The sequence below is a fragment of the Leadbettera azotonutricia ZAS-9 genome (assembly GCF_000214355.1).
Taxonomy (GTDB): domain Bacteria; phylum Spirochaetota; class Spirochaetia; order Treponematales; family Breznakiellaceae; genus Leadbettera; species Leadbettera azotonutricia.
In genome coordinates, this window is record NC_015577.1 from 876,057 (window position 1) to 900,732 (window position 24,676).

Annotated in this window: 25 protein-coding genes; 10 read left to right on the top strand and 15 right to left on the bottom strand. The window is 48.4% G+C overall.

The features are described 5' to 3' along the window. Nucleotides 1–17: 17 nt before the first annotated feature. The gene (locus TREAZ_RS03865) at nt 18–1,148 is read right to left on the bottom strand and encodes a uroporphyrinogen decarboxylase family protein (RefSeq protein ID WP_015710505.1); all 1,131 of its coding nucleotides are present in this window, start codon (nt 1,146–1,148) and stop codon (nt 18–20) included. Between the two features lie 66 nt (nt 1,149–1,214). Here TREAZ_RS03865 and TREAZ_RS03870 point away from each other — a divergent pair, with 66 nt between their 5' ends. The 3 genes from TREAZ_RS03870 to TREAZ_RS03880 are packed head-to-tail and all read left to right on the top strand — an operon-like array spanning nt 1,215 to nt 3,852. Beyond that, entirely contained in the window at nt 1,215–1,526 is a 312-nt protein-coding gene (locus TREAZ_RS03870) for an RNA polymerase sigma factor (protein ID WP_015710506.1), read from the top strand. Further along, nucleotides 1,523–1,834 (top strand): hypothetical protein, encoded by a 312-nt coding sequence (locus TREAZ_RS03875; RefSeq protein WP_052297640.1) that lies wholly within the window; start codon nt 1,523–1,525, stop codon nt 1,832–1,834. Before TREAZ_RS03870 ends, TREAZ_RS03875 begins: the two co-directional genes overlap by 4 nt. 11 nt (nt 1,835–1,845) lie before the next feature. After that, complete coding sequence (locus TREAZ_RS03880; RefSeq protein ID WP_015710507.1) at nt 1,846–3,852, top strand: caspase family protein; 2,007 nt, start codon at nt 1,846–1,848, stop codon at nt 3,850–3,852. Here the strand turns inward: TREAZ_RS03880 and murJ are convergent. The 9 genes from murJ to TREAZ_RS03925 form a co-directional block, all read right to left on the bottom strand. Next, nucleotides 3,830–5,422, bottom strand: coding sequence for a murein biosynthesis integral membrane protein MurJ (gene murJ, locus TREAZ_RS03885; protein ID WP_015710508.1), 1,593 nt, complete (start codon nt 5,420–5,422; stop codon nt 3,830–3,832). The genes TREAZ_RS03880 and murJ overlap by 23 nt on opposite strands. Next, complete coding sequence (locus tag TREAZ_RS03890) at nt 5,415–6,191, bottom strand: glycerophosphodiester phosphodiesterase (RefSeq protein ID WP_015710509.1); 777 nt, start codon at nt 6,189–6,191, stop codon at nt 5,415–5,417. The genes murJ and TREAZ_RS03890 overlap by 8 nt, the downstream gene beginning before the upstream one ends. Next, nucleotides 6,191–6,685, bottom strand: a complete 495-nt coding sequence (locus TREAZ_RS03895) for a PspA/IM30 family protein (RefSeq protein WP_015710510.1) — start codon at nt 6,683–6,685, stop codon at nt 6,191–6,193. The genes TREAZ_RS03890 and TREAZ_RS03895 overlap by 1 nt, the downstream gene beginning before the upstream one ends. Next, the gene (locus TREAZ_RS03900; RefSeq protein WP_015710511.1) at nt 6,678–7,820 is read right to left on the bottom strand and encodes a glycerate kinase; all 1,143 of its coding nucleotides are present in this window, start codon (nt 7,818–7,820) and stop codon (nt 6,678–6,680) included. Before TREAZ_RS03900 ends, TREAZ_RS03895 begins: the two co-directional genes overlap by 8 nt. Nucleotides 7,821–7,857: 37 nt before the next feature. Then, complete coding sequence (locus TREAZ_RS03905; protein WP_015710512.1) at nt 7,858–8,550, bottom strand: M48 family metallopeptidase; 693 nt, start codon at nt 8,548–8,550, stop codon at nt 7,858–7,860. Nucleotides 8,551–8,604: 54 nt separating this feature from the next. Continuing rightward, complete coding sequence (locus tag TREAZ_RS03910; protein WP_015710513.1) at nt 8,605–9,387, bottom strand: ABC transporter ATP-binding protein; 783 nt, start codon at nt 9,385–9,387, stop codon at nt 8,605–8,607. Then, on the bottom strand, nt 9,384–10,385 hold the full coding sequence (locus tag TREAZ_RS03915) for an ABC transporter permease (RefSeq protein ID WP_015710514.1): 1,002 nt from the start codon (nt 10,383–10,385) through the stop codon (nt 9,384–9,386). Before TREAZ_RS03915 ends, TREAZ_RS03910 begins: the two co-directional genes overlap by 4 nt. Before the next feature lie 14 nt (nt 10,386–10,399). After that, nucleotides 10,400–11,413 carry an ABC transporter substrate-binding protein gene (locus tag TREAZ_RS03920; protein ID WP_015710515.1) on the bottom strand — a complete coding sequence of 338 codons (1,014 nt, stop codon included), beginning with the start codon at nt 11,411–11,413 and terminating at the stop codon, nt 10,400–10,402. Between the two features lie 128 nt (nt 11,414–11,541). After that, nucleotides 11,542–11,817 carry a DUF2325 domain-containing protein gene (locus tag TREAZ_RS03925; protein ID WP_015710516.1) on the bottom strand — a complete coding sequence of 92 codons (276 nt, stop codon included), beginning with the start codon at nt 11,815–11,817 and terminating at the stop codon, nt 11,542–11,544. A 225-nt stretch (nt 11,818–12,042) separates the two neighbouring features. Here TREAZ_RS03925 and TREAZ_RS03930 point away from each other — a divergent pair, with 225 nt between their 5' ends. Genes TREAZ_RS03930 through TREAZ_RS03945 form a run of 4 tightly spaced genes read left to right on the top strand, consistent with a single transcriptional unit; the run spans nt 12,043 to nt 16,669 of the window. After that, the gene (locus TREAZ_RS03930) at nt 12,043–13,353 is read left to right on the top strand and encodes an O-acetylhomoserine aminocarboxypropyltransferase/cysteine synthase family protein (RefSeq protein WP_015710517.1); all 1,311 of its coding nucleotides are present in this window, start codon (nt 12,043–12,045) and stop codon (nt 13,351–13,353) included. 2 nt (nt 13,354–13,355) lie between these two features. Then, complete coding sequence (locus tag TREAZ_RS03935; RefSeq protein WP_015710518.1) at nt 13,356–14,822, top strand: nitrogenase component 1; 1,467 nt, start codon at nt 13,356–13,358, stop codon at nt 14,820–14,822. Nucleotides 14,823–14,825: 3 nt separating this feature from the next. Then, nucleotides 14,826–16,178, top strand: a complete 1,353-nt coding sequence (locus TREAZ_RS03940; RefSeq protein ID WP_015710519.1) for a nitrogenase component 1 — start codon at nt 14,826–14,828, stop codon at nt 16,176–16,178. 20 nt (nt 16,179–16,198) lie between these two features. Continuing rightward, nucleotides 16,199–16,669, top strand: coding sequence for a GNAT family N-acetyltransferase (locus tag TREAZ_RS03945; RefSeq protein WP_015710520.1), 471 nt, complete (start codon nt 16,199–16,201; stop codon nt 16,667–16,669). A 356-nt stretch (nt 16,670–17,025) separates the two neighbouring features. On the opposite strand, the gene TREAZ_RS03950 is transcribed toward TREAZ_RS03945, so the two are convergent. Beyond that, the gene (locus tag TREAZ_RS03950) at nt 17,026–18,267 is read right to left on the bottom strand and encodes an IS256 family transposase (protein ID WP_015709764.1); all 1,242 of its coding nucleotides are present in this window, start codon (nt 18,265–18,267) and stop codon (nt 17,026–17,028) included. Nucleotides 18,268–18,340: 73 nt separating this feature from the next. Continuing rightward, nucleotides 18,341–18,646, bottom strand: a complete 306-nt coding sequence (locus tag TREAZ_RS03955; RefSeq protein ID WP_245535088.1) for a winged helix-turn-helix transcriptional regulator — start codon at nt 18,644–18,646, stop codon at nt 18,341–18,343. A gap of 312 nt (nt 18,647–18,958) precedes the next feature. On the opposite strand from TREAZ_RS03955, the gene TREAZ_RS03960 reads away from it, so the two are divergent. Further along, nucleotides 18,959–20,068, top strand: a complete 1,110-nt coding sequence (locus TREAZ_RS03960; RefSeq protein ID WP_015710523.1) for a transposase — start codon at nt 18,959–18,961, stop codon at nt 20,066–20,068. A gap of 18 nt (nt 20,069–20,086) precedes the next feature. Continuing rightward, complete coding sequence (locus tag TREAZ_RS03965; RefSeq protein WP_043922818.1) at nt 20,087–20,473, top strand: pyridoxamine 5'-phosphate oxidase family protein; 387 nt, start codon at nt 20,087–20,089, stop codon at nt 20,471–20,473. Here the strand turns inward: TREAZ_RS03965 and TREAZ_RS03970 are convergent. The 3 genes from TREAZ_RS03970 to cysK all read right to left on the bottom strand — a co-directional run bounded on the left by TREAZ_RS03970 (nt 20,470) and on the right by cysK (nt 23,282). Beyond that, nucleotides 20,470–21,306 carry a radical SAM protein gene (locus tag TREAZ_RS03970; protein ID WP_245535089.1) on the bottom strand — a complete coding sequence of 279 codons (837 nt, stop codon included), beginning with the start codon at nt 21,304–21,306 and terminating at the stop codon, nt 20,470–20,472. The genes TREAZ_RS03965 and TREAZ_RS03970 overlap by 4 nt on opposite strands. Nucleotides 21,307–21,405: 99 nt before the next feature. Further along, nucleotides 21,406–22,305, bottom strand: a complete 900-nt coding sequence (nifH, locus tag TREAZ_RS03975) for a nitrogenase iron protein (protein ID WP_425357475.1) — start codon at nt 22,303–22,305, stop codon at nt 21,406–21,408. A gap of 26 nt (nt 22,306–22,331) precedes the next feature. After that, the gene (cysK, locus tag TREAZ_RS03980) at nt 22,332–23,282 is read right to left on the bottom strand and encodes a cysteine synthase A (RefSeq protein ID WP_015710527.1); all 951 of its coding nucleotides are present in this window, start codon (nt 23,280–23,282) and stop codon (nt 22,332–22,334) included. 257 nt (nt 23,283–23,539) lie between these two features. Here cysK and TREAZ_RS03985 point away from each other — a divergent pair, with 257 nt between their 5' ends. Further along, nucleotides 23,540–24,610: an ABC transporter substrate-binding protein gene (locus tag TREAZ_RS03985; protein WP_015710529.1), complete on the top strand. Its 1,071-nt coding sequence runs from the start codon at nt 23,540–23,542 to the stop codon at nt 24,608–24,610. The last annotated feature ends 66 nt before the right edge of the window (nt 24,611–24,676 follow it).

Genomic DNA, 24,676 nt, shown 5'->3' on the forward strand with positions numbered 1-24,676 from the left:
TTTACAGGTCATCCCCCTCACTCCATGCCGAACATCTTTTCCTTCAGGTCAAGGTAATAAAGGTAGTCAGCTGTCTTCACATTGGGAGGGCAGCGGTGATCGCAGAAGGGGATGTATCCGCCTTTGGCGACATATTTCTCCAAAGTCTTTAGGTAAGCTTTGATGGCTTCAGGGCCTTCGCCAAGGCGCATCTTGTCCACACCGCCCATGATGCGGAGTTCCCCGTCGTACTGATCCAGAAGCTCCCCGGGGTGGGTGCAGGAATTGACTTCGTAGGGGAAGAGACAGTTGATGCCGCTCTCAAGAAAGTAGGGGATGAGGGGCCGGACATCGCCATCGCAGTCGGTGTACCAGATGTCTATGCCGTGGGCTTTAAGTTTCTTGTTGAGCCGCTTGTAGCGGGGGACGACCACATCGCGGAAAAAATCCAGCGACACTATGGGGCCGTGGTTAAAGCAGATGTCTTCCCAGCCCGAGGCATAATCAAATTTGAAATGGGGCAGGAGCTGATCCATGGCATATTCCGTGCATTGGCAGGTAGTTTCAACTATGTCCTCCACCATTTCGGGGTAATCGTAGGTGGCGTAGGCAAGGCCCTCGAAGGTGAGCATGTCCCGCACTTTTCCTATCATGGAGCCGCAGGAAATGCCCAGGGGGAAGTCACGGGTATTGTCGGCGGGTATTTTTTTCCTGATCGCTTCAATGTCGATAATGCGGCTGGGGTGTTTGAGGTTGAAATGCTCCTCTTTTACTTTCTTCCAATCTTCAGGAGTAGTAATAGAAGACTTTAGGTAATGGGGAATGGAGCTGCCTCCTCCTTCGAGGGGAACCTCAGCCAGGAGGCCATCCTCATTAATGATAACGCGTTTGTCGCCCTTGATTTCCAGCTCCCTGCTTTGAATGGGAGGGCTCATGAAATTGGCGCCTCCAAGGACATCTATCCTGTCAAAGGCGAAAAGGATATCCGCCTCCTCGTTGGTCTTAATGCCGTTGTTGACGAATAAATCCCATTGGGTGAAGTTTTCATCCCAGTAGCCGAATTCCATATTGAAGCTGCGGTCTACTGCTTTATAATGCATTTGATTGTTGAAACGTTCCCTTCCGGTCATGGCGGACTTCCAGGGTTTGCGTATGGGTGTGATATTCATAAAATCTCCTTCTTTGTATACCGAATGGTGCAATCTTTCCTCTTTATAGTGTTATATATATAGACAATGGCAATAGATATCAAGACCTGGTACGAAAAGTACGGACCTATGGTGTTCCGCCGCTGCAAGGGTATGCTGCACAGCGAGGAAGACGCCCTTGACGCGGTGCACGACGTGTTTGTGCAGCTCATGAGGGCGAAGCTCGACGATCGTTACCCTTCAAGCCTGCTTTACACCATGGCTACCAACACCTGTCTCAACAAGCTGCGCTGGAGGAAACTTCTTCAACCAGGGATCTTGAAGATCGTTCGGTGCTGGGTGCGGGCAGCACCATACAACTGGCATACAATGTCCCTGGGGGGGAAGATTTCGGCGTGATATTTTCCATAGACGGCAGGGCTGTGGTAACCCTCCATTATCCTTATAAAGAAAATATGAGCCCCCGTCTTGTTACCGGAAAACAGGTGCTTTTGGATGAGGCTTATACCCTGGATGATGCCCCCCTGTTCGAATGTTTCTTTTTGGTTGCCGGGGAAAAGCCCCTGGATGCCAATGTTATACTTGGGCTCGCACGAAAGCTGGCATCGCAAAATAAATCCCCTGGAGACCCCCAGAATATTATTGATGAGAGTGCCGAGGTTTTTAAGGGCTATCATCTTAATACCTTGACTGTGATTAAAAAGTGAGGAATACCAGAATGAATAAAATAGCAGCAAAAATTTTAATGACAGTATTTCTGTTAGTTTCCATATTTGCAGGAAACGTAGCAGCCCAGGATGGCGGAACAAGACGCTTCGGCCTTTTTATAGGGGCCAATAACGGCGGCAGGGACAGGGTCATGCTACGCTATGCAGTGAGCGATGCCCGGTCGGTCTCTAAAGTTTTCTCGGAAATGGGAGGAATTTCGAGTAAAGACAACATGCTTCTCATTGAGCCTTCAGCCCGGGATATCAAGAGGCAGCTTGAAGCCCTTAACAAAGAACTTACAGCTTCCAAAGGCAATTTCAGGCGTACCGAATTGGTGTTTTACTATTCGGGACATGCTGACGAGAACGGCCTCCTCCTTGGGAGGGATCGTTACGATTACAAGGAACTCAGGGAAAATATCAACACCATACAATCGGATATGCGCATAGTGATTCTGGATTCCTGTTCTTCAGGGGCTTTTACCCGTGCCAAGGGCGGCGTCAAGACCCAGCCCTTCCTTATAGACAGCTCGGTTTCTGCCGAGGGTTATGCCTTCCTGACTTCCAGCGCGGCGGATGAAGCCTCCCAGGAATCTGACCGCATTGAAAGTTCCTATTTTACCCACAGCCTCGTTACCGGCCTCCGTGGCGCAGCCGATATGGTGGGCGATGGTAGGGTAACCCTTAACGAGGTCTATCATTTTGCGTACACAGAAACGCTTGCCAAAACCGAAACTTCGGTTTACGGCGCCCAGCACCCCAGCTACGATATGCAGATAAACGGTACAGGGGATGTGATCCTCACTGACATTAAGGAGACTTCTGCCAGCCTCTATATCCAGGAAGATGTAGCGGGACGCATTTCCATTCGGGATTCTTCCGATTACCTTATTGCAGAAATCACCAAAACCAGTGTCAAGGCTATGGAGCTTGGCCTTGAACCAGGTGTTTATCGCATCACTCTCCAGAGAGGGGATAATTTCTACCGTACCGAAGTGATCCTTGCCCAGAATGTAAAATCCGCGCTGAGCCTTAACAGTTTTTCTCTTATTGCCGCGGAAACCGCCAGGGCACGGGGTGACGCAGAAAATTTTGAGGGCCGGAGTGTTGAAACCCAGCCAGGAGAAGATCACTCTGCGGTAAATTTGCAGCTGCTGCCGGGCAGGGATGTTTTAGGCAAAAGCGGGGAGAAAACAGTAAACAATTTCCTTTTTGGCCTCTTCCTGGGAGAGGGGTATAGGCTTAACGGCATGGGCCTTGCTCCTATAGGGATTAAAAACAGGGGAGAAGTAACCGGCTTCCAGGCAGCAGGTATTTATACTATTGCGGACAAGGACATTTCCGGTTTCCAGTCCGCAGGTGTTTTCAACATTGCCGGGGGAAAAGTTTTGGGCCTCCAGAGTTCGGGGATTTTCAATTTAGCCGGGAGCCTTAACGGCCTTCAGGCTGCATTGGTTAACATAAGCGGGGAAGGCAAAGGCGTCCAAATAGGGTTGGTAAATATTTCCAAAGATAACCGCATAATCCCTCTGGGCCTTGTCAATGTGGTTGAAGGCGGATTAATGTATGCCTCAATCTACATGGACGATATGGGGTTTACAAACTTTGGGTTCCGCAGCGGTACTAATCGTTTCTTTACTCTTTTTGGCATAGGGTTTCAGCCTGTTGCCCTTGCCCGGGACGCCTCAGACAAACTGTTGCTGACCCGCGTCGGTTTTGGATGGGAATGGAGTATAGGTAAGTTCTTCATAGACCTGGATTTAAACTATGTTTCCATAATTGATGTTGAAACCATCCATGCTGAAATTAGCAATCATCTCAAGAATGATCCTGCTTATTATACGACCGATAAATATTTTTCTGATAGCTTTCAAACTTCTATGGTACAGCTTAGGCTTTCAGGGGGTTACAAAATATTTCCGCATCTGGGTGTTTTTGCGGGAATTTCTTACGACTTTATGTTCATAAGCTTGGGTTCTTCGGAGGGATACAGTTCTAATGTTTTCGAACCATCCTGACTATGGCGTTTATCTGTTTGTCCCTTGTTAGCAGTAATAGCACTAGTCCGATTGCACCGTACAGGATAGCGTTTATTGCCAGAGGAAGGCCAAAGCTTAGGATTCGGCCTTTTCCGGTAAACAGGCCGGTGATTTTGGGGGTAATCAGCAGTATTGGCGCTATTGCTATGCAGGAAAGCACAATCAGTTTTAAGGTATAAACTGTCGCTGATTTGAATGCGCGGCCTACAGCTATGTTGGGATTCTTCTTAAGGAAGACAAGAAGCATGGCAGTGTTGACCGCGCTTGCCAGGGAAAGGGCCAAGGCAATGCCTGCCCCCCTCCAAGGTCCTGACAGAAATGCGGCGAGGCTTATATTCACCGCAAAAGAAATGATGCCGGCCAGGGTGGGCGATTTGGAGTCGCTTTGGGCATAGAAGGCAGGGGCCAATATCCTGTTTAGGGCTATAAAGTAAAGTCCAGGCATGTGGAATGAAAAAGCTGAAAGGGTGAGGCGCACCGAATCGTCATTGAAGCTTCTGGTCTGGAAGAGGAGACGTATGAGGCTTTCGCCCTGGGTCAGGGAAAAAAATGTGATGGGTATGGTGATAAGGGCTATGATATTCATGGCTGAGATAAGTCTGTTATTGTAAATTTCCCATTTGCCCGACTTGGCATATTCAGCAAGATCCGGGAGCAGCACAGTACCTATGGATACAGCAAAAATTCCCAATATCAATTCTTGCAATCTGAGCGAATACTGGAGACTCGAAACGACCCCTTCTCCTGCATTGCCTGCCAGGGCTGTGGAGACCAAATCGTTTAACTGGTAAGCCGCCATGCCGATGATGGTGGGGCCGATTAATCTTAATATTTTCCTTGTGCCAGGGTTATTTATTGCTCTTTTAAGGCCTGTGAAGAAAAAGGCATAGCCGTTCTTTAATACAAAGGGAAGCTGTATAGCAGCTTCCAGGAATCCGCCTATGAGTATGCCTATTGCCATGGCCCTGGCAGGATTTTTGGTATAGGGGGAAAGGCCGTAGGCGCAGAGTATTGTTGCAATGTTAAGCAGTATGGGCGCAAGGCCCGAAGGTGAAAATATCCTGAGGGAATTCAAGATCCCCTGGAAAAGGGCTGCCAGGGAAATAAAAGCAAGGAAGGGGAACATAAGGCGGGTGAGAAATACTGTTTCATCAAATTCTTCCATGCCGAAAAAATGTATTACTAATGGTGTTACTATTATTCCCAAAATAACAGTAATAGTGACAAAGAAAGTAAGGAAAGTAAAAAAGCAATTTAAAAAGTCCCTGGTTTTGTCTTTGTCGGACTCTAAAAGGTACTCTTTAAAAGTGGGTATAAAGGCTACCGCAATGGAGCCTTCTGCAAAGAGGCGGCGGAACAGGTTGGGGATCATGAAGGCAACAGAAAAAGCGTCTGAAAGGGCTGTGGTTCCCATGAGGGCGGCTTTTGCCATTTCCCGAAGCAGGCCCAGCACCCTCGAAACCATGGTAAGGAGGCTCAGCATGGAACCGTGGCGTACCAGTGCCCTGCCCTGATGCCCTTGGGGATCAGATTCCGTTTTGTCAGCCATATTTTCTTACCAGCTCCAGCATATCCTGGGGTCTGTTGCTTATAATGCCTGTGCAGCCTGCGGCAAGCATTTTTTCCGCGATTCCTGTATCGTCGATGGTCCAGGGAACCATGGGCTTTTTTTCCAAAACTGTAAAACGGAAACGGGTAAAAGGTGTTGCCAGCTTGTGCATGGGCTTGAGGTAGTCGCACCCTGAAATGATACGGCCAAAACCCCTCCTGAGTATGAAAGGCACATCCTTGTCCGTACAGTATATAACCGCCGTTGGAATATTGGGACAGATCTTTTTAAAAGCCCTGACCGCGAAAGGGTTAAAGGAGGACACGGCGATCGAAGCGGAAACCCTGGGGTCAAATCTTTTTAGCAGTTCTGCTAATAGGCCTGGCAGGGGATCGTCTTTGGTTTTTCGGGTTTTGAGTTCTATGTCGATATACATGGCAGGACAGAAAGCTTCAAGCACATTTTCCATCAGGGGAGGGTATTCTCCCTTAAAAGCGGCGCTGAAATGCGATCCTGTGTCGATGGCTTTAACTTCATCATAGCTCAGGTCTTCTATAGCCCGGCTGTCGCCCGCAGTCCGTTTGAAATTATCATCATGGGCTACTGCCAGTTTTCCGTCCCTGGTTACATGTATATCAAGCTCTATGCCGGGTGCGCCAATCTCCTGGGCTTTCAGGAAGCTTGCCATGGTGTTTTCAGGCGCAAGGGAAGAACAGCCCCGGTGGGCAAAGAGAAGGGGGCGTTGTCTTTCAGGCAGTAATTGTACCATTATGGTTTCTTCATCCTTGCCTTAAGTTCCTCAAGGGCATCCTGGGCAGATTTTTCTTTTTCTAGTTTTGAGAATTCCCTGTCGGTGGCAGCAATTTTTTCATCTCCGGGCATGTGCCCCAGGGCAATTAGAAGCTCTTGCTCTAAAAGATCAGGATCTATGCTCCTCTGCCTTGCGGCAAGGAAGGGGAGCTGGCTGCGCATATTTTCAATCTGGGTTCCAAGTTCTGCAATCTCTTCTTTAAGAGTTAAACGTTTTGCTTTTACCCTCTCCAATTCATTACGGGCTTCTTTCTGGAGAGCCTCTTCGTTTTTTTCACTTGCCAATGAAACCCGGCTTTCCCATTTACGTTCTTCTGATTCTAATTCTTCACTCTGTTTCTCGGTAAGTTTGAGGGTAGTAATAAATTGAAGTATATAATCCTTTGCCGCCAAGGGCTCCATGCCTGTAAGATCGTCAGGCTTTTTTTCTTCCTCTGTGCCAATATCAATCATGCAGCTTTCTTCCTATTTGAATTGCCCTGATTAAATTTTCAGCAGCCAGGACAAGATCCCTCTTGCTGTCCCTGATCATGGCATCAAGGCCTATCTGCCCGCAGGCAATGGAAACGGCATAATCAAACGACGAGAGCAGGGCTCCTGCATCCCCGCCCAGGGCGCCTGAAAGCAGGGCAACCGGCTTTCCGGCTTTCCGGCTTTCCCGCGCTACCACCGAGCAGAGCTTGCCCCCGGCTGTCTGGCCATCGGTCATGCCCTCGCCGGTGATCACGAGATCCGCTTCCTTAAGCCTGTTGAAGAAACCCGCATAGCGCATTACCAGCATAGCCCCTGATTCCATTTTTGCATTGAGGCATATACGAAGGGCAGCCCCGACTCCGCCCGCAGCCCCATCACCGGGCTGTTCGGTATCTTTCGCGAGCCCTGCCTTGATCCAGGCTGCCCCAAGTTTGGCAAGCCCTGCATCCAAAGTTTTGACCATCCCTGGGGTCGCGCCTTTTTGGGGGCCGAAAGTCGCGGAAGCGCCTTTTGGGCCTGTAAGCGGGTTTGTTACATCGCAGGCTGCTTTTATTGAAATGTTTTTTAAACGCTTGTCCGCACCGCTTGCATCCACAGAGGCTATTTTTGCAAGGACTTCGCCGCCTCTGCCGACAGCTTCGCCTTTTTCATCAAGAAAGCGAAAGCCCAGGGCTTCGAGCATGCCTATGCCCCCATCGTTTGTGGCGCTTCCCCCTATGCCTATGATGAGCTCCTTTGCCCCCGTATCCAGGGCAGCCTTGATAAGCTCCCCTGTACCGTAACTCGTGGCTTTTAGGGGGTCGAGCTCTTCCCGCTTGAGGAGTTCAATGCCCGAGGCGCTTGCCATATCCATCACCGCTGCCCTGCCATCCTCAATAAGGCCGAAGGCTGCTTCAATTTTTTTGCCCAGAGGGCCTGTAACGGTTACGGCGATAAAACGCCCCCCTGCCGCTTCGGTGACAGCCCGAGCCGTGCCTTCACCGCCGTCGGCCAGGGGGATTTTGAAAACTTGAGCGCCTTTGTCAGCCCTGGTTATGCCTTCTTCGATAGCAGAACAGGCTTCGGGGGCGCTCATATTCCCCTTGAATGAATCGGGCGAAACAATAATTTTCATATATATACTGTATGCGGAAGGGGCTTCCTTGGCAAGATTACAATTCTCCGGAATTCATCTTCTTTCGTATGGTTTTCCAGACAGGCATGAATTTGTTGAGGTAACTGTAGAAACGCTTGTTGTGCCCAACTTCGATGATGTGGATCATTTCGTGGAGTATGACATATTCAAAACATTCGGGGCTTTTTTTGGCAAGCTCCGAATTGAGCCGCAGGGTTTGCCTCTCGCTGTTGCAGCTCCCCCAATGGGATTTCATCTTCCGGACATAAAGCCCCAGCACTTCAACCTTAAGAAGAGGTTCCCATTTTTTGATGATTAAAGGGGCGGCTTCTTTCACGGCATTGCGGTACCATTTGTCCAGAAGTTCCTGTTTCTTTGCGGTGGTGGCGCCTGGTCGCACTTTCATTTTTATGCACCCATCGCTTATAGTGATTTTCGGGTTCCCCGGCTTTTCAACGATTTCAAGATCAAGGGCTTTGCCCCAAACATAGACTTTTTCGCCTTCTTTAAGGGAGCCTGCAGCCTTTGAATTGCTGCGGAATTTTTCCCTGTGCTTTTCTATCCAGGGAAGCTTGGAAACCACGAAACCGCGTATCAGTTCAGCGGACGTATTGAGGGGGACTGCTGCAAGCACCCTGCCGTCGGGCGGATAGACAGTGATGCGCATATTCTTCATGCGCCTGTATTCTACTTCTATAAAAATGTTCCCCAGCGTAAGACCTTGTGCCAAGATCAAGCTCCCTTGGGCTATTGTATAACGGCTGGTAAAATTTTGCGAGGGGTTTTAGAGGTTATACTCCACCTGAGGCTGAGAGATTGCTATGTGCAGCACTTCCAGGATTTTCTTGCGCAGCTCTATAAAATCGTCGTTGTTCCGATCCCGTTCCCCCAGGTTCACGTCAAATATATCGGTGATTTGGCCCGGACGGGGGGTCATGATTACAATGCGGGTACTTAAGGATATGGCTTCATCCACATCGTGGGTAACCATAACCATGGTAGTATTGGTTTTTGTCCATACATCGAGAAGCAGGGCCTGGAGTTCTATGCGTTTAAAGGCATCCAGGGCTCCCAGTGGTTCGTCCAGGAGCAGTACTTTGGGTTCGTTTATCAAGGCCCGGATTATGGCTACCCGCTGGGCCATGCCGCCGGAGATTTCATGGGGATAGGATTTTTCAAAACCCGTAAGGCCAATCATGTCAATGTAATTTTTTACCTGGTCCTCCCGGCCTTTGTATATGCCCCGAGCCTTAAGCCCCATAGCCACATTGTCGTGGACCGAAGCCCAAGGGAACAGGGTGGACTGCTGAAACACATAGCCTTGCTCATGGCTGGGCCTGGTAATTTCCTGGCCTTCAATGGCAAGGCTCCCCGACTGCGGGCGATCAAGCCCGGCGATGAGCCTGAGCAGGGTAGTCTTTCCACAGCCTGACGGGCCTACTATGGAAACAAATTCGCCTTTGGCGATCTCGAGGTCAATGTCCTTCAGTGCATACAGGGGGTTCCCGTTTGTATCCCGGTATACCCGGTTGACCTTCTTTATATCGATAAAAACATTTCCGCTCATTTCAAAATCCCCCTTTGCCAGCGAAGCACAGAACTGCGTATGGCACCGATGAGCGCAAGGATGAGCGCAAATTCCACAGCGATGATAATGATGGCAGCGTATACCTTTGAGTAGGCACCCCAGCCCTTTGCCCAGTTGATGTAGTATCCCAGCCCTGCTTTGGCACCCACCATTTCCGACACAATCAGGGTGGTGAAGGAAAATGCGGTAGCGGTCATAATGCCCGTAAACATGGAGGGCATGGCATGGGGTATGGCGATGCGGACCAGGAGAAACCGGTTGTCGGCACCCAGGGTTTTTGCTACGTCAAAAAATGATTTTGGCGTTGCAATGATCCCTGCGGCCATCATGGAAGAAACAGGAAACCAGGATGAAATGAAAATCAAGAATATGCCGGTAGTAAAACTGCTAGGCAGTATTGCCAGGGCCACAGGGAGCCATGCCACTGCGGGAATGATGCCTGTAACCTTGATAATGGGTGACAGCCAATAATCCCACTGGCGGTTCCATCCGATGAGGATCCCTGTGACAAGCCCCAGTACAGTGCCGGTGATCATGCCCACGAAAAAGAGGCGCATCGAATAGAGGGTGCTCCGCAGCAATAGGAAGCGGTCATCGTACATCACGCTGAAAATTCCCGCAAAACCTGGAAAATAGGGCAGAGGGAAAATAGCGCTTTTGGTGGTGAGCAGTTCCCATATTGCCAGGGTCAAGCCCCCAGCCAAAATAAACTGTGCCTTATGGAACAGCTTCTTGCGGGTATCCGGCCTTCCAAGAGTATAGAAATATAAAAACAGCAGTACTGCCACAAAAACGGCAAGAATTGCCTGGTAGAACCTGGGTTCTTTGACATCTTCCACTGAGGGGATAAACACAGTTACTGCTAACACCGCGGCAAGAGCCAAAACGGCTGCCCAGAACCAGATTTGAGTTTTTGGTTTCCAGTAGACAGGATCCTCCGCTATCTTCGGATCGTTATACCATTTCTGCTTTGCCACGGTTATTCTTCCTTTTACTTCTTCTTCGCCGCTGCTTCCAGGGCAAAGATATCAACGTATATATCATCAACAAATTTCTGCACATTCAGATCCGCAGGCAAATAACCAATCTCGGTTAATTTCTGGGCAAAGTAGAATGCGTCATCCTTGGCCCGCGCATTGGCTGCCGAACCGGAGTGCTGGTCGTAATGGTAGTGGCCAAGCAGGCCGGTTACCAGGGCAGTGTCTTCTGTAGCCACGGATTTATTGCTGATAAGAAGCTGCGCGGCTTCACCGGGATTTGCGCCTATCCAGGCAACAGCCTTGTGGTAGCCACGGAGCGCCGCAGCCACGGCGCCGGGATTTTCCCGCACCACTTTGCCGGAAGCAAAGAGGAAGCAGCAAGCTCTCCCTGCGAACAGAGGGTGCTCGCTGATATCAACCAGGACCCGGTATTTCCCGGTATTTTGCAGAGTCGTCGCAAAGGGATCCCAAAGGGCAGCCACATCAACCTCACCCTTTTCCACGGACTGGACGATCTGGTCGTTGGGATAGGGAATCCAGGTGATTTCGGTCTGGGGGTTTATCCCCACGCTCCCTGCGGCAACAGAGGCCACCGACATTGGGGTTCCGCCGATTTCATCAACCGCGATGGTTTTTCCCTTCAGATCCTGCAAGTTCCTAATGGGGGAATCCACGGGTACCAGGATTTTTATGCAACCTTCGTGGAGGCCGCCGATGAGCTTTACGTCAAGCCCATTGTATACACCGGGGAAATATTGGAAATCCCCATTTTCGATGATGGTCTTTCCCGCTGCCAGGGCCGCGCGTTCAGCTTCAAAGGTGCTGCCGCTTACCAGGGTGATATTGACCCCTTCTTCAGCAAAGAAACCCTTCAGCTTGGCTATGGATGTGGGAGATCCGCAGGTAGACCCCGAATAGCCGATGTCAAATGATCCATAGGGAAATTGGCTGTCCTTCTTCCCGCCGGCGAATACTACTGACGAGAACAGCAGAGCCCCCGCCAATACCGCAAATACACGTTTCATAAAAGCCTCCTATTGGCTGTACCGGAATAGTATAGAATTCCGATATTTTTAATATGGTATAAGATATAATGAATGCTTCGGAATATGTCAAGCGAATTTTGAAAAAATTATTAGAATTCCGATATATTTTATAAGTTTTTCAGAATATTCTTCAGCGCATCGCAACTCCCGCAGTGGGACTGCACAAGAGGGATATGGTTCTGGGCTGCCTTGCTTTTAGCCGCCAGCGCCATGGAATGGGAAACCAAATTTGTAAAAAGGACAATTAAGTCAGGATTTCCAATACGATCAGAAAAATGTCCTTCATAATTTGTGAAAATTTTTGCTTTGCAGCGATATTCCTTACAGATACGCTTGTACCGGCATCCCATGCACTCGTTTCCGCCAATTATTACTATGTTCATGCTAGCCTCCGTTTTAGGTCTTTAATATTACTAATACCATGTATTTACTAGGTATTATGTTGAATATATTGTATCTGATACTGCCTGTCAAGCATTTATTGCGTTTTTCCGCAAAAATCTTATAATTCCGATCTTTTTTATATGAATAACCTTGACAAGGAGGGGCTATTTAAATATCCTACTATTACCTTATGAATTATATGTTTTAATGAACAGGAGGCTTTTATGCCGGATACGAATTATCATTTCGATACCTTAAAAATACGGGCGGCCTACGATCCCGCCCAGCACAGTCAGGCGGTTTCGCCGCCTATTTACCAGACTGCATCCTACGAATTTCGGGACACAAAAAACGCTGATGGGCTTTTTGCATTGACCGAGGCGGGTTTTCTTTACAGCCGGGTAAACAACCCCACGGTGGATGTGCTGGAACGGCGGGTTGCGGCCCTGGGCGGGGGCAGCGGGGCCATTGCCCTGGGTTCCGGCATGGCGGCCATATCCTACACCATCCTTACCCTGGCGGAAAAGGGCGGCCGTATCCTGACCAGCCCCTACCTCTACGGCGGCAGTTCCGACGCCTTTAGGAGGATCTTCCCCAATTTCAACATTCATTTCGATCATTCTCCCAATATCGATGATGTTACGGCGCTGGAAAAGGATATCAAACCCGATACCAAGGCCATCTTCGTGGAATCCGTGAGCAATCCCACCGGCGCGGTGGCGGATCTTGAGGCCCTGGCCAATCTGGCCCATAAGCACGGCATCCCCCTGGTGGTGGACAATACTTTTGCCACCCCCTATCTCCTCAACCCCATCAAGTACGGCGCCGACATTGTGGTCTATTCCGCCACCAAGGCCCTGAACGGCCACGGCAATGTGATTGCCGGTTTAATAGTAGAATCCGGCCGTTTCCCCTGGGATAACGGGAAGTTCCCCCAGTTGGAGCACACCGAGTATGTACTGCGGGATCGCGCCACAGGAAGGGAACGGAATTTTCTGGAAGCCGCTCCTGACGCGCCCTTTGTAACCCGTGTCCGCCTGACCTATCTTAACTACTTCGGCGCTGCCCTGGGGCCCTTTGACGCCTACCTTGCCCTGATCGGCATCGAGACCCTTTCGGAGCGCCTGGATAAACAAGTTTCCAATGCAAAGAAGATTGTAGCCTGGCTGGAAAAAAACCCCCATGCGGCCTGGGTAAAATATGCGGGTATTCCCTCCAATCCCTATTATAAGCTGGCCCAAAAATATCTCCCCAGGGGAGTGCCAGGGATTTTCTCCTTCGGCTTTAACGGTACCGTGGAACAAAGCGAAGCCTTCCTTGACGCCATAGAACTGTGGAGCTACCATGTCAACGTTGGGGATGCCCGTTCGCTCATCGTGAATTCACCCAAGACCACCCATGGTGAGCTTACACCTGAGGAACTCAAGGCTGCTGATATTGAGCCTAATCTGATCCGTCTTTCCCTTGGCCTGGAAGACGCCGAAGATCTTATAGCGGATTTGGATCAGGCCTTCAAAAAAGTCTTTGGAGAATAACAATGACCACAGTTAATTTAAAAGCAGCTTCGGTACCGGTCCGTGAAACCCGGCTTGGTTCCATCACCGGCTTTACAGGGACTGCAGAGGAATTGGTAGGCCAGGCCCGGAAGGGCTGTTTAAAAGAAAAGAACCGCTCCTTCAGCCAATGCCTGGGCTGCTCCACCTCCAATGCCGCCTGTACCCTCATCCTGATCCAGGATGCCGCAGTGATAAGCCATGGCCCTGTGGGCTGCGCAGGCTGCCTCCACGAATACGCCTTTACCTACAGGGTAAACGGTGTGCACCGGAATGTCTTTGAACCCACGGAGCGGCGCATCTTTAGTACTAATATGGATGAACGGGACACGGTTTACGGAGGCGTGCAAAAACTGGAAGACGCCATCCATGAAGTGCACCGGCGGGTACATCCCAAGGCCATCTTTGTCATTACCACCTGTGCGTCAGGGATCATCGGCGACGATGTGGAGACCACCGCCAACGAAGCGGAAGATGAACTCGGCATCCCCGTAGTGGCGGTATTCTGCGAGGGCTTCCGTTCCAAGATTTGGACCAGCGGCTTTGACGCGGGTTACCACGGGATTGCCCGGAAGCTCATCAAAAAAGCTGAAAAGAAACAGGAAGACCTGATCAACATAGTCAACTTCTGGGGGGCGGACTTTATCGGCGGATGGTTTAAGCGGCTCGGCCTGCGCGCCAACTACCTTACCCCCTTTGCCACGGTGGAACAGATCGCCGCATCCTCGGAGGCGGTGGCGACCATGCAGGTCTGCGCAACCCTGGGCTCTTACCTTGGGGCCAGCCTGGAACAGGAATTCGGCGTACCTGAAATAAAAGTGTCCCCGCCCTACGGCATAGTTCAGACCCAGCGTTGGTTTAGGGAACTGGGCCGCCTCACCAACAGGGCCGAGGCGGTAGAAGTTTTTCTGCGGGAAGAAGAAGAAAAGTGGCTGCCTGAAATAGAAACACTGCGCGAAAAACTCAAGGGAAAAACCGCCTATGTTACTGCGGGCGCCTCTCACGGCCATTCCCTTTTGGCACTGCTCCGTGAATTGGGCATGAAGCCCCAGGGCGCGGCTATTTTCCACCATGACCCCCTCTACGATAACGGGGAAGTGGCCGCAGACACCCTGCAGAATGTGGTGAACGACTACGGTGATATAAAGCATTACAATGTCTGCAACAAGCAGGAATTTGAACTGGTGAATGTCCTCAACCGTCTGCGTCCCGATATACTTCTGGCCCGCCACGGGGGCATGACCCTCTGGGGCGCCAAGTTCGGCATCCCTTCGCTCTTAATTGGGGATGAACATTTTGGCATGGGATACCAGGGTCTGGTCCAGTACGGCAAGCGTATTCTGGACACTATGGAAAACGACGAGTTTGTAAAGAACTTTGAAAAACACGCGGTCAATCCCTACACCAAATGGTGGCTTGAGCAGGATGCCTACACCTTTTTGGAGAAATAAACGATGTCCGGATTAATTGAACAACAGCGCTTCATGTGTTCCATAGGGGCCATGCAGTCCGTGGTGGCTATACCCAGGGCTCTCCCCATTCTGCATTCCGGGCCGGGCTGCGGAACCATGGTGGCAGGATTTTTCGAACGATCCACCGGCTATTCCGGGGGATACACCGCCCCCTGCACAAACTTTTCCGAAACCGAAGTGATCTTCGGCGGGGTGCAGAAGCTGGAAAATCTTATCCGCCACTCCTACAAGGTATTGGACAGCGATTTACAGGTAGTACTCACAGGCTGTACCGCCTCCATTGTGGGTGATGATGTCGGGCAGGTGGTCAGGCAGTTTGTTGATGAGGGGAAGCCCATCGTATACGCCGATACCCCGGGCTTTAAATACACCAACTATGAGGCGCACAGTGTTATTGTCAATGCCATCATCGATCAATACACAGACCGCTTCAACGAAGAGCGAAAACTAAAGGCTTCCTTGGAGCCCAGGGACGCAAAACTGGTAAACCTCTTTGCTTCAATCCCCTATCAGGACCCCTTCTGGAAGGGAAATTTATCGGAGTATAAACGGCTTATCGAGGGTATCGGCCTTAAGGTACAGATACTGTTCGGCCCCCATGCCCAAGGTGTCGCGGAATGGCAAAACATACCGCAGGCGAATTTCAATGTATTGATTTCCCCCTGGTATGGCCAGGACATTGTGAAGCATTTAGAGGAAAAGTACGATCAACCCTATTTTCAATTCCCCTATATACCCATAGGCGGAAACGAGACGACCCGCTTTTTGCGGGAACTTGCGCTCTATGCAAATGAGCACGGAGCGGAACTTGATTCCGGGGCAGTAGAGTCCTTCATCAAAAAAGAAGAGGAAACCTTCTACGAAGAAATTGATAACCTGGCGACCTTCCTCCTGGAATTCCGCTACGGCCTGCCGGGCTATGTGCATATACTCCACGACGCGTCCTACGTTTTGGGCATGGCAAAGTTTCTCCTCCACGAAACAGGCATAGTCCCCAAAGAACTGTTCATCACCGACAAAACCCCCGAAGAGTATCAGCAGAACATTTTGGATATCAGCGCAGGCATTTCCGACAAGAAAAAAATCCCCCTGTACTTTCAACCGGATGCAGGGCTTGCCCAAGCAACCATACTCGCGGCGAACCACGAAGGCCGGGGCCTCATAATCGGCAGCGGCTGGGACAAAGATGTCGCCCGGAAAAAGAACTGCGATTTCCTCTCTGCCTCCCTGCCTTCCCCCTACCGTCTGGTGATGACCACAGGCTATGCAGGTTATCGCGGGGGATTACGGCTTATCGAGGATATTTACAACCAGGCCCTGAGCACTTACCGGTAAGCTTAAAATAAAGGGTTCCTATGGATAATATTGAATATAAGAAATTAGAAAATAATGAAATAACACAAACAAAAGATTTAATAATGGAATATATAAAATGGTTGAATATGGATTTATGTTTTCAAAATATTGACGATGAATTAAATAATTTCCCGCAAAAATATAAAGAACCGGATGGAACTTTTATTATAGCAAAAGATAATAATTTAGTTGTAGGATGTGTTGGATTAAGGAAAATTAAAAATGAAATTTGTGAAATCAAGAGACTGTTTGTAAAAGATAAATATAAAGGGAAAAATATTGGGAAAAAATTAGTTGAAATAATAATAGAAGAAGGACAAAACAAAGGTTATAAAAAAATGAGACTTGACACTTTAAATATAATGGAAACAGCAGTTGCTATATATAAAAAATATGGATTTTATGAAATAGAACCATATACATATAATCCAGAAAAAGGTGTAATTTATTTAGAAAAAATATTATGGTAAAATGCAAAGAAAACGAATCGGGCCAAGGCCTATTCTTAACGGTGAATCTTGCGGAACAATTGCTGCCCGGGACATTCGAGTGGATGCCCAATAAAATAATGGAAACTCAAATAGATTGCCGTTAAACATTTACAAAATTCGGGCATTTTTTTACACATCAATATATAAGAAAAATACTATATAGCACTTATCCCCGTAGAATTCATCAAATAAGATGAATTTAATACAGCAAATTCATCAAATAAGATGAGTTAATAAAATACTTAAAAAAAAGAGTAATTCAGAAAAAAATAAATGAAGCAGACTTGCCCCGGGGTGGACGTGTCCGAATTTTTGTGTAAATGGCAATGAATTATTTAGAACGGAACCCGTTCATTGCCAAAAATAATAGCGAATTGGTTGAGCGCCATCCCCCAATCCCGTACCGGCATTGTCCATTTCTCTGACGCATTCCTAATTGCCAAATACAATATCTTAAATATAGCATCATCGTTCGGAAATGTCGAGCGGTTTTTTGTGACTTTTCGCAGCTGGTAATTTAATGACTCAATTGCATTTGTCGTGTAAATTGCCTTGCGGATTTCAGGCGGGTATTTAAAGAACTCGCTTAAGTCATCCCAGTGGGTATCCCAGGACTGGTATATCATCGGGTACTTGGCATCCCATATCTTGCCGAATTCTTCCAGTGCGTCACGGCCGGCTTCCTCGGTGGCTGCCGAATATATGGCCTTAAGATCGGCACAGATTTTTTTCAGGTCTTTCCAGGAAACAAACTTGGTGGAATTACGCACCATGTGGACAATGCACAATTGGATACGGGTCTTGGGAAATACTGCCCGAACCGCTTCGGGGAAACCGGTAAGGCCGTCCATGCAAGCGATGAGTATGTCTTCCACTCCCCGGTTCTTTATTTCGTTCAGGACGCCCATCCAGAACTTAGCCCCTTCGTTCTCCGCTATCCAAAGGCCCAATACCTCCTTCTGACCCTCGAAATTCACTCCCAGAGCCACATAGACGCTCTTGGTACAGCTTTTCCCGTCCTGTTTGGTCTTGACCCTCAGGGCGTCCAAATACACGATGGCATAAGATTTTTCCAGCTGCCGATTCTGCCACTCCTTCACTTCTTCCATCACCGCTGCAGTGACACGGCTTATCAATTCAGGGGAGACTTCCACGTTATATATTTTTTCCAGGTGTGATTTAATATCCCGGTCGGTCATCCCAAAGGAATACATCGAAATAACCTGGTCGTTAAATATAGGGAGCCGTCTTTGGTGTTTCGCCAGTATCTTGGGTTCGAACGTTCCATTGCGGTCCCGTGGTACCTGTATCACTGCACTCTGATTCTCTGTCAGGACTGTCTTTTCACTGTACCCGTTTCGGCTGTCCCCCGAATTGTCCCCGGCGTTGGAATTCTTTTCATACCCCAAATGCTCGTCCATTTCAGCATTCATGACACGGCTTAGCAGCTTCCCTGTCAGATGCTTTAATAATCCTTCCTGTCCAAGGATTTCTTCCTGGGTCATTCCTTTAAGGTCTATCTGATCGAGTATTTGGTCGATCAGATCCTTCTCTTTCAGTTTTCGTGTACTGGCCATTTTGTCTCCTTGGTATTTCTACCATATTTTGGCCATTTACACAAACTTCAGGACAGGCCCCCGGGGTTGTTAATTAATTTTCTTCATTGGCCAATTTTTTCTTATATTCTTCACCCCATTTCCACATAGCATCGTGGATAGGTTTTAAACTAAGACCTAAGTCTGTTAAAGAATACTCAACCCTCGGCGGGACTTCCGCATATACTTCCCTGTGAATTAAACCATTTTCCTCCATAATGCGAAGATGATCTGTCAACACTTTTTGAGATATTCCTGTAAGGGATTTTTTAAGAACCCCAAAACGTTTTGTGCCAGTTAGCAAATCACGGACAATGAGCATTTTCCAACGGTCGCCTACGAGCATTAAAGTCGTTTCCACAGGACATGGGGGTAGTGTATATCGTTTTAACATTTTTATTCTCCCAATGGTTACCCAAAAGTAACTGCCTTTTTTCCAATAGTTACTCCAAAGATACCGCCTCTTTACCCATATTTTTGTTGACTATTGAAATAAGCACTTATATCATAATGCTAGAGCCTAAAAATATCAAGGCTTAAAAAAATTAACAAGGAGAATTGTATGTTTGATTTTGAATCTAGAGCCGATTTCAAAATCAAAATAGATTGAAAAAATGAGGACAACCCGCTAAGATAATTTGAACCACCAAAATATCAAAGGGAGAGTCCTCATATGAAGAGCATAACACAAATCATCGGCGGGAAACAAGGTCTTTTTGAAGGGTTCCATGAATTACAGCAGTTTTTCGAGGAACATTTAGGCGGCGAACACAGGAATTTTATCTTAATACTGCAAGTCATAGAAAGCTGCTCTCCTCGCCTGATTCATACCTACCGGGGTGTCGGAAGGAAGGCGTATGATTATATGAATTTCTTCCGGGCCTTTTTTGCGGTGAACCATTTTGGCATACCGAACATGAAGGCGCTTGTGGAAACATTACGGTCAGACCCCAATCTACGCCAGCTCTGCGGATTTAAAAAAGTCCCCAGCAGGACAACATTTTCACGGCGTCTTAACGATATCAGTAAGGCGGATGTACTGAATGATATATTGGATGAATTAGTAAGACAGGCATACAAAGATTTACCGGTTATCCATATCTGCCGGGATTCAACCGCGATAGAATCCCGGGAAAGTCCGAAGGAGAAAACCAAGGGAACAGTCCCAAAAGCGCTTAAAAAGCGGGGAAGAAGGCCCAAAGACGCTCCAAAAACGATAAAAGAACCAACCGTTCTTGCGCAACAGGCCAAAAAGGATATTTCTGAAATCACGAGGGAATTAAACCAGGAATGCGCCTGGGGCTGCAAGAAAAACAGTCAGGGCAAGGTGAGTTATTGGAAAGGATACAAATTGCATCTTGATGTTACCGACACAGGGTTTCCGGTAAGCGCCTTTGTAAGCGGGGCAAATGTCCATGACAGCCAGGCGGCGATACTGCTGGAGAAAATGACCATGGGGAAAGTCAGACATTTATATTCTGTAATGGATGCGGCCTATGACGCAAAAGACATTAAACAATTTATACGCCGTCACCGCCGGGTTCCCGTTATCGATCCCAATTCCAGAAATGATAAAATCTGCGCACCCCTTGATCCGGCGAAACAGGAACGGTATAAAATTCGCACGACAGTCGAACGGGCCTATTCGCATTTAAAAGACAATTTGATACCGGGGAAAATATATGTCAAAGGCAATCGCAAGGTTACTTTTGTCTTGATGATTGCCGTACTATGTTTGGCGGCGCAAAAATATCTACACTACTTTAAGCCTTGTTTGGCTTGATTTTGAAATCGGCTCTCTATTTTAAAAGCAAATCCAAATGGGGTTTTAGCAACACAGGAGGGTATGAAGGTAAAAACCCGGATATTCCAATTCCTATTTGCCGATGGGAAAAAAGTGTATTTCGGCACGAGCAGTGAAAAGCCAGTGTATGCCCAACTGCAAGTCAATCCGCAGGTATCTTTCTGCACATATCCCAAGGATTTTAGTTCTGTGGTGTCAATCAACGGCAAAGTGATTTTTGTTGAGGATATAAAACTCAAAACACGGGTCTTGGATGAAAATCCCGGAATTAAAGGTATTTACAAAACACCTGATAACCCAACCTTTAAAATATTTTACATTGATACAGAAGAAGTGGAAACATTCAGTTTTTCGGAAGGACCAAAGACGCATACATTGCGCTAACCGTGCGAGAAAGTCTGCTCCATCTTTTTATATTCTGCGGTCTGCAATTCCTCAGGCAGAAGATCCGCGATTGTCATATCCCCCTTGCCAGGTATGCCGCAGGCGTCGGCACGGCAGTGCTGGCAGTGCCGGAATACGGGAAGTGATTTTTCCGCTTCTTCTCTGGCAAGGGCAAGTTCAAAGCAGTCGGGTGGAGAAAAATCAGCAAATTCATGCTGGGGTATAAGGGGGATGATGTTAACAATTCCCGCCCCCAGATCCTTCACTGTTCGCGCAATTTCGCCGATATGACTGCCGTTGATTGTCGGAATCAATACTATGTTGATTTTGATTAACAGCCCCAGGTCCGCCGCCTTCCGTATGCCCTGTTTTTGGGCCCCGATGAGAATGGCGGCGCCTTCGACACCCTCATGCACAACTCCGTCCAGGATGACGCGGGAACATATTTTATCCAAAATAACAGGATCAACGGCGTTTACGGTTACGGTAAGGGTTTGTACACCGGCCGCAGCAATATCATCAGCGTAGCGTTCAAGAAGGAGGCCATTAGTACTCAAACAATTGATAAGGTTTGGGAGCTTTTGGTGTATAAGCGTAAATGTTTCAAGGGCATGGGGACTTGCGAGGGTATCACCGGGGCCGGCGATCCCGGCAACGGTAATTTCAGGGTATAGTTCCAATGCCCTCTCCACGAGGCTTACCGCCGTTTCGCTTTTGAGGATCTTGGCGGTTACCCCGGGACGCTGTTCGGTTTTGTTGAAAGTCCGTTTGCAGAAGCGGCACTGGATATTGCAGACAGGACTAACCGGAAGATGAATCCTCCCATGGTTCATATTGGCTTCCCCTGAGAAACAGGGATGCTGGTTGGCAACATGGGAAAATTGTTCTCCTAGTACCGGTATTTGACCACAGGGCATATTTTATCCTCTCTCTTAAATATTTGGCGCTAATTCATTCCGGATTTCGCCGGTTTGCAATGCCAGTAAATATTTACCCCATTTGCTTGCCCAATCCCGAAGCTCCTGCACTCCCAGGGGCGCCGGGGTTTTTGAGTTAGTGTGGTTTGAGATCTTTTCGGCAAGGCTTGTGTACACTTTTGCCTGAGCTGAATCGGGGGCTGCTTCTATCGTTGTTTTTCCCTGAAGTTCGCATTGGGTTACGGTGACGGATCGTGGTATGTATTCGACTACCTGGGTTTTGGTAACCTCCACAAAATCATCTATGATTTCTTTTGAATAAGGCTGGTTTATGGAATTGGCTATTACCCCGCCGAGCAATGCCCCTCCCGAATTGGAATATTTTTGTATACCTTTAAAAAGATTATTGGCGGCATAGAGGGCCATGAAGTCGGCGGACGAAACGGTAAATACATGCTCTGCGATTCCTTCACGGATGGGTACGGCAAAACCGCCGCATACGACATCTCCAAGTACATCGTAGATCACATAATCCAGATCAAGTTCTTCGAAGATACGCTGCTGCTTAAAAAGTTCAACCGCAGTGATGATACCCCGTCCCGCACAGCCGACACCCGGCGAAGGCCCTCCCGCTTCCACGCAGTAGATGCCGTTGAATCCCTTAAAAATAACATCGTGGGCATTTACCTGATTTTTTTCCCTCAAGGTGTCCAATACCGTGGGGATATAGGTTCCATCCCGCAGGGTGTTGGTAGAATCGCTTTTAGGATCGCAGCCAAACTGCATCACCTTGTAACCCAGTTTGGACAGGGCTGCGCTCAGATTTGATGTGGTGGTGGACTTTCCTATGCCGCCCTTGCCATAAATCGCGATTTGCTTTGCTTTAATTGCCATTGTTAATCCTTTTAATAGTATTGATGCACTTGATATTTAGTCTTACCTTACAAACTCGGGCGTTCCAGGGGATCGAAAAGCTGGGTGGACAGGTAACGTTCTCCTGTATCCGGAAGCAGCGCGACCACCAGTTTGTTTTCGAATTCCTCACGCCGGGCCAACTGAACCGCCGCAAAGGCCGCAGCGCCTGAAGAAATGCCTACCAGAAGCCCTTCTTTGGCCGCCAGCCGCTGGGCGGCGCTGAAAGCTTCTTCGGAACGGACCTTGTAAATCTCGTTATATATGGAAGTATTCAGCACTTGAGGAACAAAACCCGCGCCAATGCCCTGAATTTTATGGGGTCCCGGCGCTGAACCGGAAAGTACCGGTGAATCGAAAGGTTCCACCGCAGCGATATATACGCCGGGGTTTTTCTCCTTCAGGGCTTCCCCTACACCGGTAACTGTCCCGCCGGTACCGACTCCGCCCACGAATGCGGCAACTGTCCCGTCAGTATCCCGCCAGATCTCCTCCGCAGTAGTCCGCCGGTGTATTTCGGGGTTCGCCGGATTGTTGAACTGCTGGGGAATAAAGGAATCGGGAATCTGGGCGTTAAGTTCCTCCGCCTTTCTGATAGCCCCCTTCATGCCGTCCTTTCCGGGGGTAAGAACCAATTCGGCGTTCAGAGCAGCCAGAAGTTTCCGCCTTTCCACGCTCATGGAGTCCGGCATGGTGAGGATGAGCCGATAGCCCTTTGAGGCAGCGACAAAAGCAAGGCCTACCCCGGTATTGCCGCTGGTGGGTTCGATTATCACTGTTCCTTTTTTAAGAAGCCCCTTTTTCTCTGCGTCCTCTATCATGGCAAGGGCAATCCGGTCTTTGACACTGCCGGCAGGGTTAAAGTATTCAAGCTTCACCACGAGCCGGGCCTTAAGCCCCAGGCCTTCGCTGAAACGCCCTACTTCAAGAAGGGGTGTATTCCCTATCAATTCGGTCAGTGAATTCGCTATTTTTGGCATATTCTTTTATCTCCTGTTCTATATATATGTAAGTCTATGGAAAAACTAGGAATTGGTCAATCCCTTCGGGATAGGCTCTTATAGGGAAGGGATTAACTGGCCGCTAGAGCAATTATGGAACAGATCTTATGTGATTTTTCATTATTTTTCTATTTTTTTTACATTTCCCTTGACAAAACTTTTTACTTAAGCTAAATTCCTATTAAAATGATAGGTATAATATTATATATATTCTATCAATTTAATAGGAGATGTGTATGAAAAAGCGTATTTTATGCGTTCTGTTCGCATTGGCTGTTCTTGCCCCCCTTCTTATGGCAGGCGGAAAAAGCGAATCTCAAAGCCAACCCAAGGCGCCCTCGGAGCTGATCCCATTCAGGCTCGGGCATCTGAACTCTACCGCCCATCTTTTGGCCTTTGTGGCCCAGGAGGAAGGCTACTTTAAGGAAGAAGGTCTGGCGGCGGAGTTGACCCAGTTTTCCAGCGCGGCGGAGCTTGCGGCAGGGCTGGAGTCCAACAAACTGGATGTGGCCTTTATCGGTTCTGTGCCGGCTATTACCTTCCAGGCCACAGGGCATGATCTCACCATCTTTGGCGGGGCCATGACCAATGGTCACGGGTATGTGATCAAATCTGAATTGGTTCCGGCAGGTTTTAAGGAAGGGGATGTCAGCGTTTTCAAGGGCCGGAATATAGCTTCGGTTAAAAACAGCGTTCAGGATTATGAGCTTTTGGTACTGCTTAAAAACAACAACTTTACCATAGGCAAAGATGTTAATGTTGTTTATTTCAATAATCAGACCGAAGCCTATAATGCCCTTCAGAGCAAGGAAATTGATGCAGTCTCCGTGTATTCGCCTTATGCCTCCCGCGCAAAAAGCGAAGGGTATACAGTGGTTTATTATTGCAATGAAAAGACCGAATTCCATGATCAGCCCTGCTGCCGCCAGGTGGCCTCTACTGCAGCCCTCAAGGCGAACCCTGCTTTGTTTCAGGCCGCGGAACGGGCTTTCCTCAAGGCCTATAAATTCTCCCAGGAAAATCATTCCAAGACCGTCGATGATGTGAACAAATATATCCCCCTTGCCCGCGACCTGGTGGAATATGAAGTTTACGGCGGCCACAGTATTTCCAAGCCTGACCCTGACAAGCATGCAACGGTGGCTCTCAAGGAAGGGGTGGTGAACTTTGGTTATACCAATGATTATGATATTGACCTTCTTTATAACACCGCTATCTACAAGGCGGCTTTGGATGAACTGGTGAAGGCGAATCCCAACGACAGGATTTATTCCGAACTGGTTACTCATTTCAATCAGTATCAATAGTAGCACTTAAAAAGTGAATCTTTTGGAGCGGCCGCAATGCTCTCCTTTCCTCCACATTGCGGCTGT

Excerpts from the sequence above, each read along its gene's own strand:
- TREAZ_RS03865 (WP_015710505.1), bottom strand. The coding sequence starts at position 1,148 with ATGAATATCACACCCATACGCAAACCCTGGAAGTCCGCCATGACCGGA.
- TREAZ_RS03870 (WP_015710506.1), top strand. The coding sequence starts at position 1,215 with ATGGCAATAGATATCAAGACCTGGTACGAAAAGTACGGACCTATGGTG.
- TREAZ_RS03880 (WP_015710507.1), top strand. The coding sequence starts at position 1,846 with ATGAATAAAATAGCAGCAAAAATTTTAATGACAGTATTTCTGTTAGTT.
- murJ (WP_015710508.1), bottom strand. The coding sequence starts at position 5,422 with ATGGCTGACAAAACGGAATCTGATCCCCAAGGGCATCAGGGCAGGGCA.
- TREAZ_RS03890 (WP_015710509.1), bottom strand. The coding sequence starts at position 6,191 with ATGGTACAATTACTGCCTGAAAGACAACGCCCCCTTCTCTTTGCCCAC.
- TREAZ_RS03895 (WP_015710510.1), bottom strand. The coding sequence starts at position 6,685 with ATGATTGATATTGGCACAGAGGAAGAAAAAAAGCCTGACGATCTTACA.
- TREAZ_RS03900 (WP_015710511.1), bottom strand. The coding sequence starts at position 7,820 with ATGAAAATTATTGTTTCGCCCGATTCATTCAAGGGGAATATGAGCGCC.
- TREAZ_RS03910 (WP_015710513.1), bottom strand. The coding sequence starts at position 9,387 with ATGAGCGGAAATGTTTTTATCGATATAAAGAAGGTCAACCGGGTATAC.
- TREAZ_RS03920 (WP_015710515.1), bottom strand. The coding sequence starts at position 11,413 with ATGAAACGTGTATTTGCGGTATTGGCGGGGGCTCTGCTGTTCTCGTCA.
- TREAZ_RS03925 (WP_015710516.1), bottom strand. The coding sequence starts at position 11,817 with ATGAACATAGTAATAATTGGCGGAAACGAGTGCATGGGATGCCGGTAC.
- TREAZ_RS03930 (WP_015710517.1), top strand. The coding sequence starts at position 12,043 with ATGCCGGATACGAATTATCATTTCGATACCTTAAAAATACGGGCGGCC.
- TREAZ_RS03935 (WP_015710518.1), top strand. The coding sequence starts at position 13,356 with ATGACCACAGTTAATTTAAAAGCAGCTTCGGTACCGGTCCGTGAAACC.
- TREAZ_RS03940 (WP_015710519.1), top strand. The coding sequence starts at position 14,826 with ATGTCCGGATTAATTGAACAACAGCGCTTCATGTGTTCCATAGGGGCC.
- TREAZ_RS03945 (WP_015710520.1), top strand. The coding sequence starts at position 16,199 with ATGGATAATATTGAATATAAGAAATTAGAAAATAATGAAATAACACAA.
- TREAZ_RS03950 (WP_015709764.1), bottom strand. The coding sequence starts at position 18,267 with ATGGCCAGTACACGAAAACTGAAAGAGAAGGATCTGATCGACCAAATA.
- TREAZ_RS03960 (WP_015710523.1), top strand. The coding sequence starts at position 18,959 with ATGAAGAGCATAACACAAATCATCGGCGGGAAACAAGGTCTTTTTGAA.
- TREAZ_RS03970 (WP_245535089.1), bottom strand. The coding sequence starts at position 21,306 with ATGAACCATGGGAGGATTCATCTTCCGGTTAGTCCTGTCTGCAATATC.
- cysK (WP_015710527.1), bottom strand. The coding sequence starts at position 23,282 with ATGCCAAAAATAGCGAATTCACTGACCGAATTGATAGGGAATACACCC.
- TREAZ_RS03985 (WP_015710529.1), top strand. The coding sequence starts at position 23,540 with ATGAAAAAGCGTATTTTATGCGTTCTGTTCGCATTGGCTGTTCTTGCC.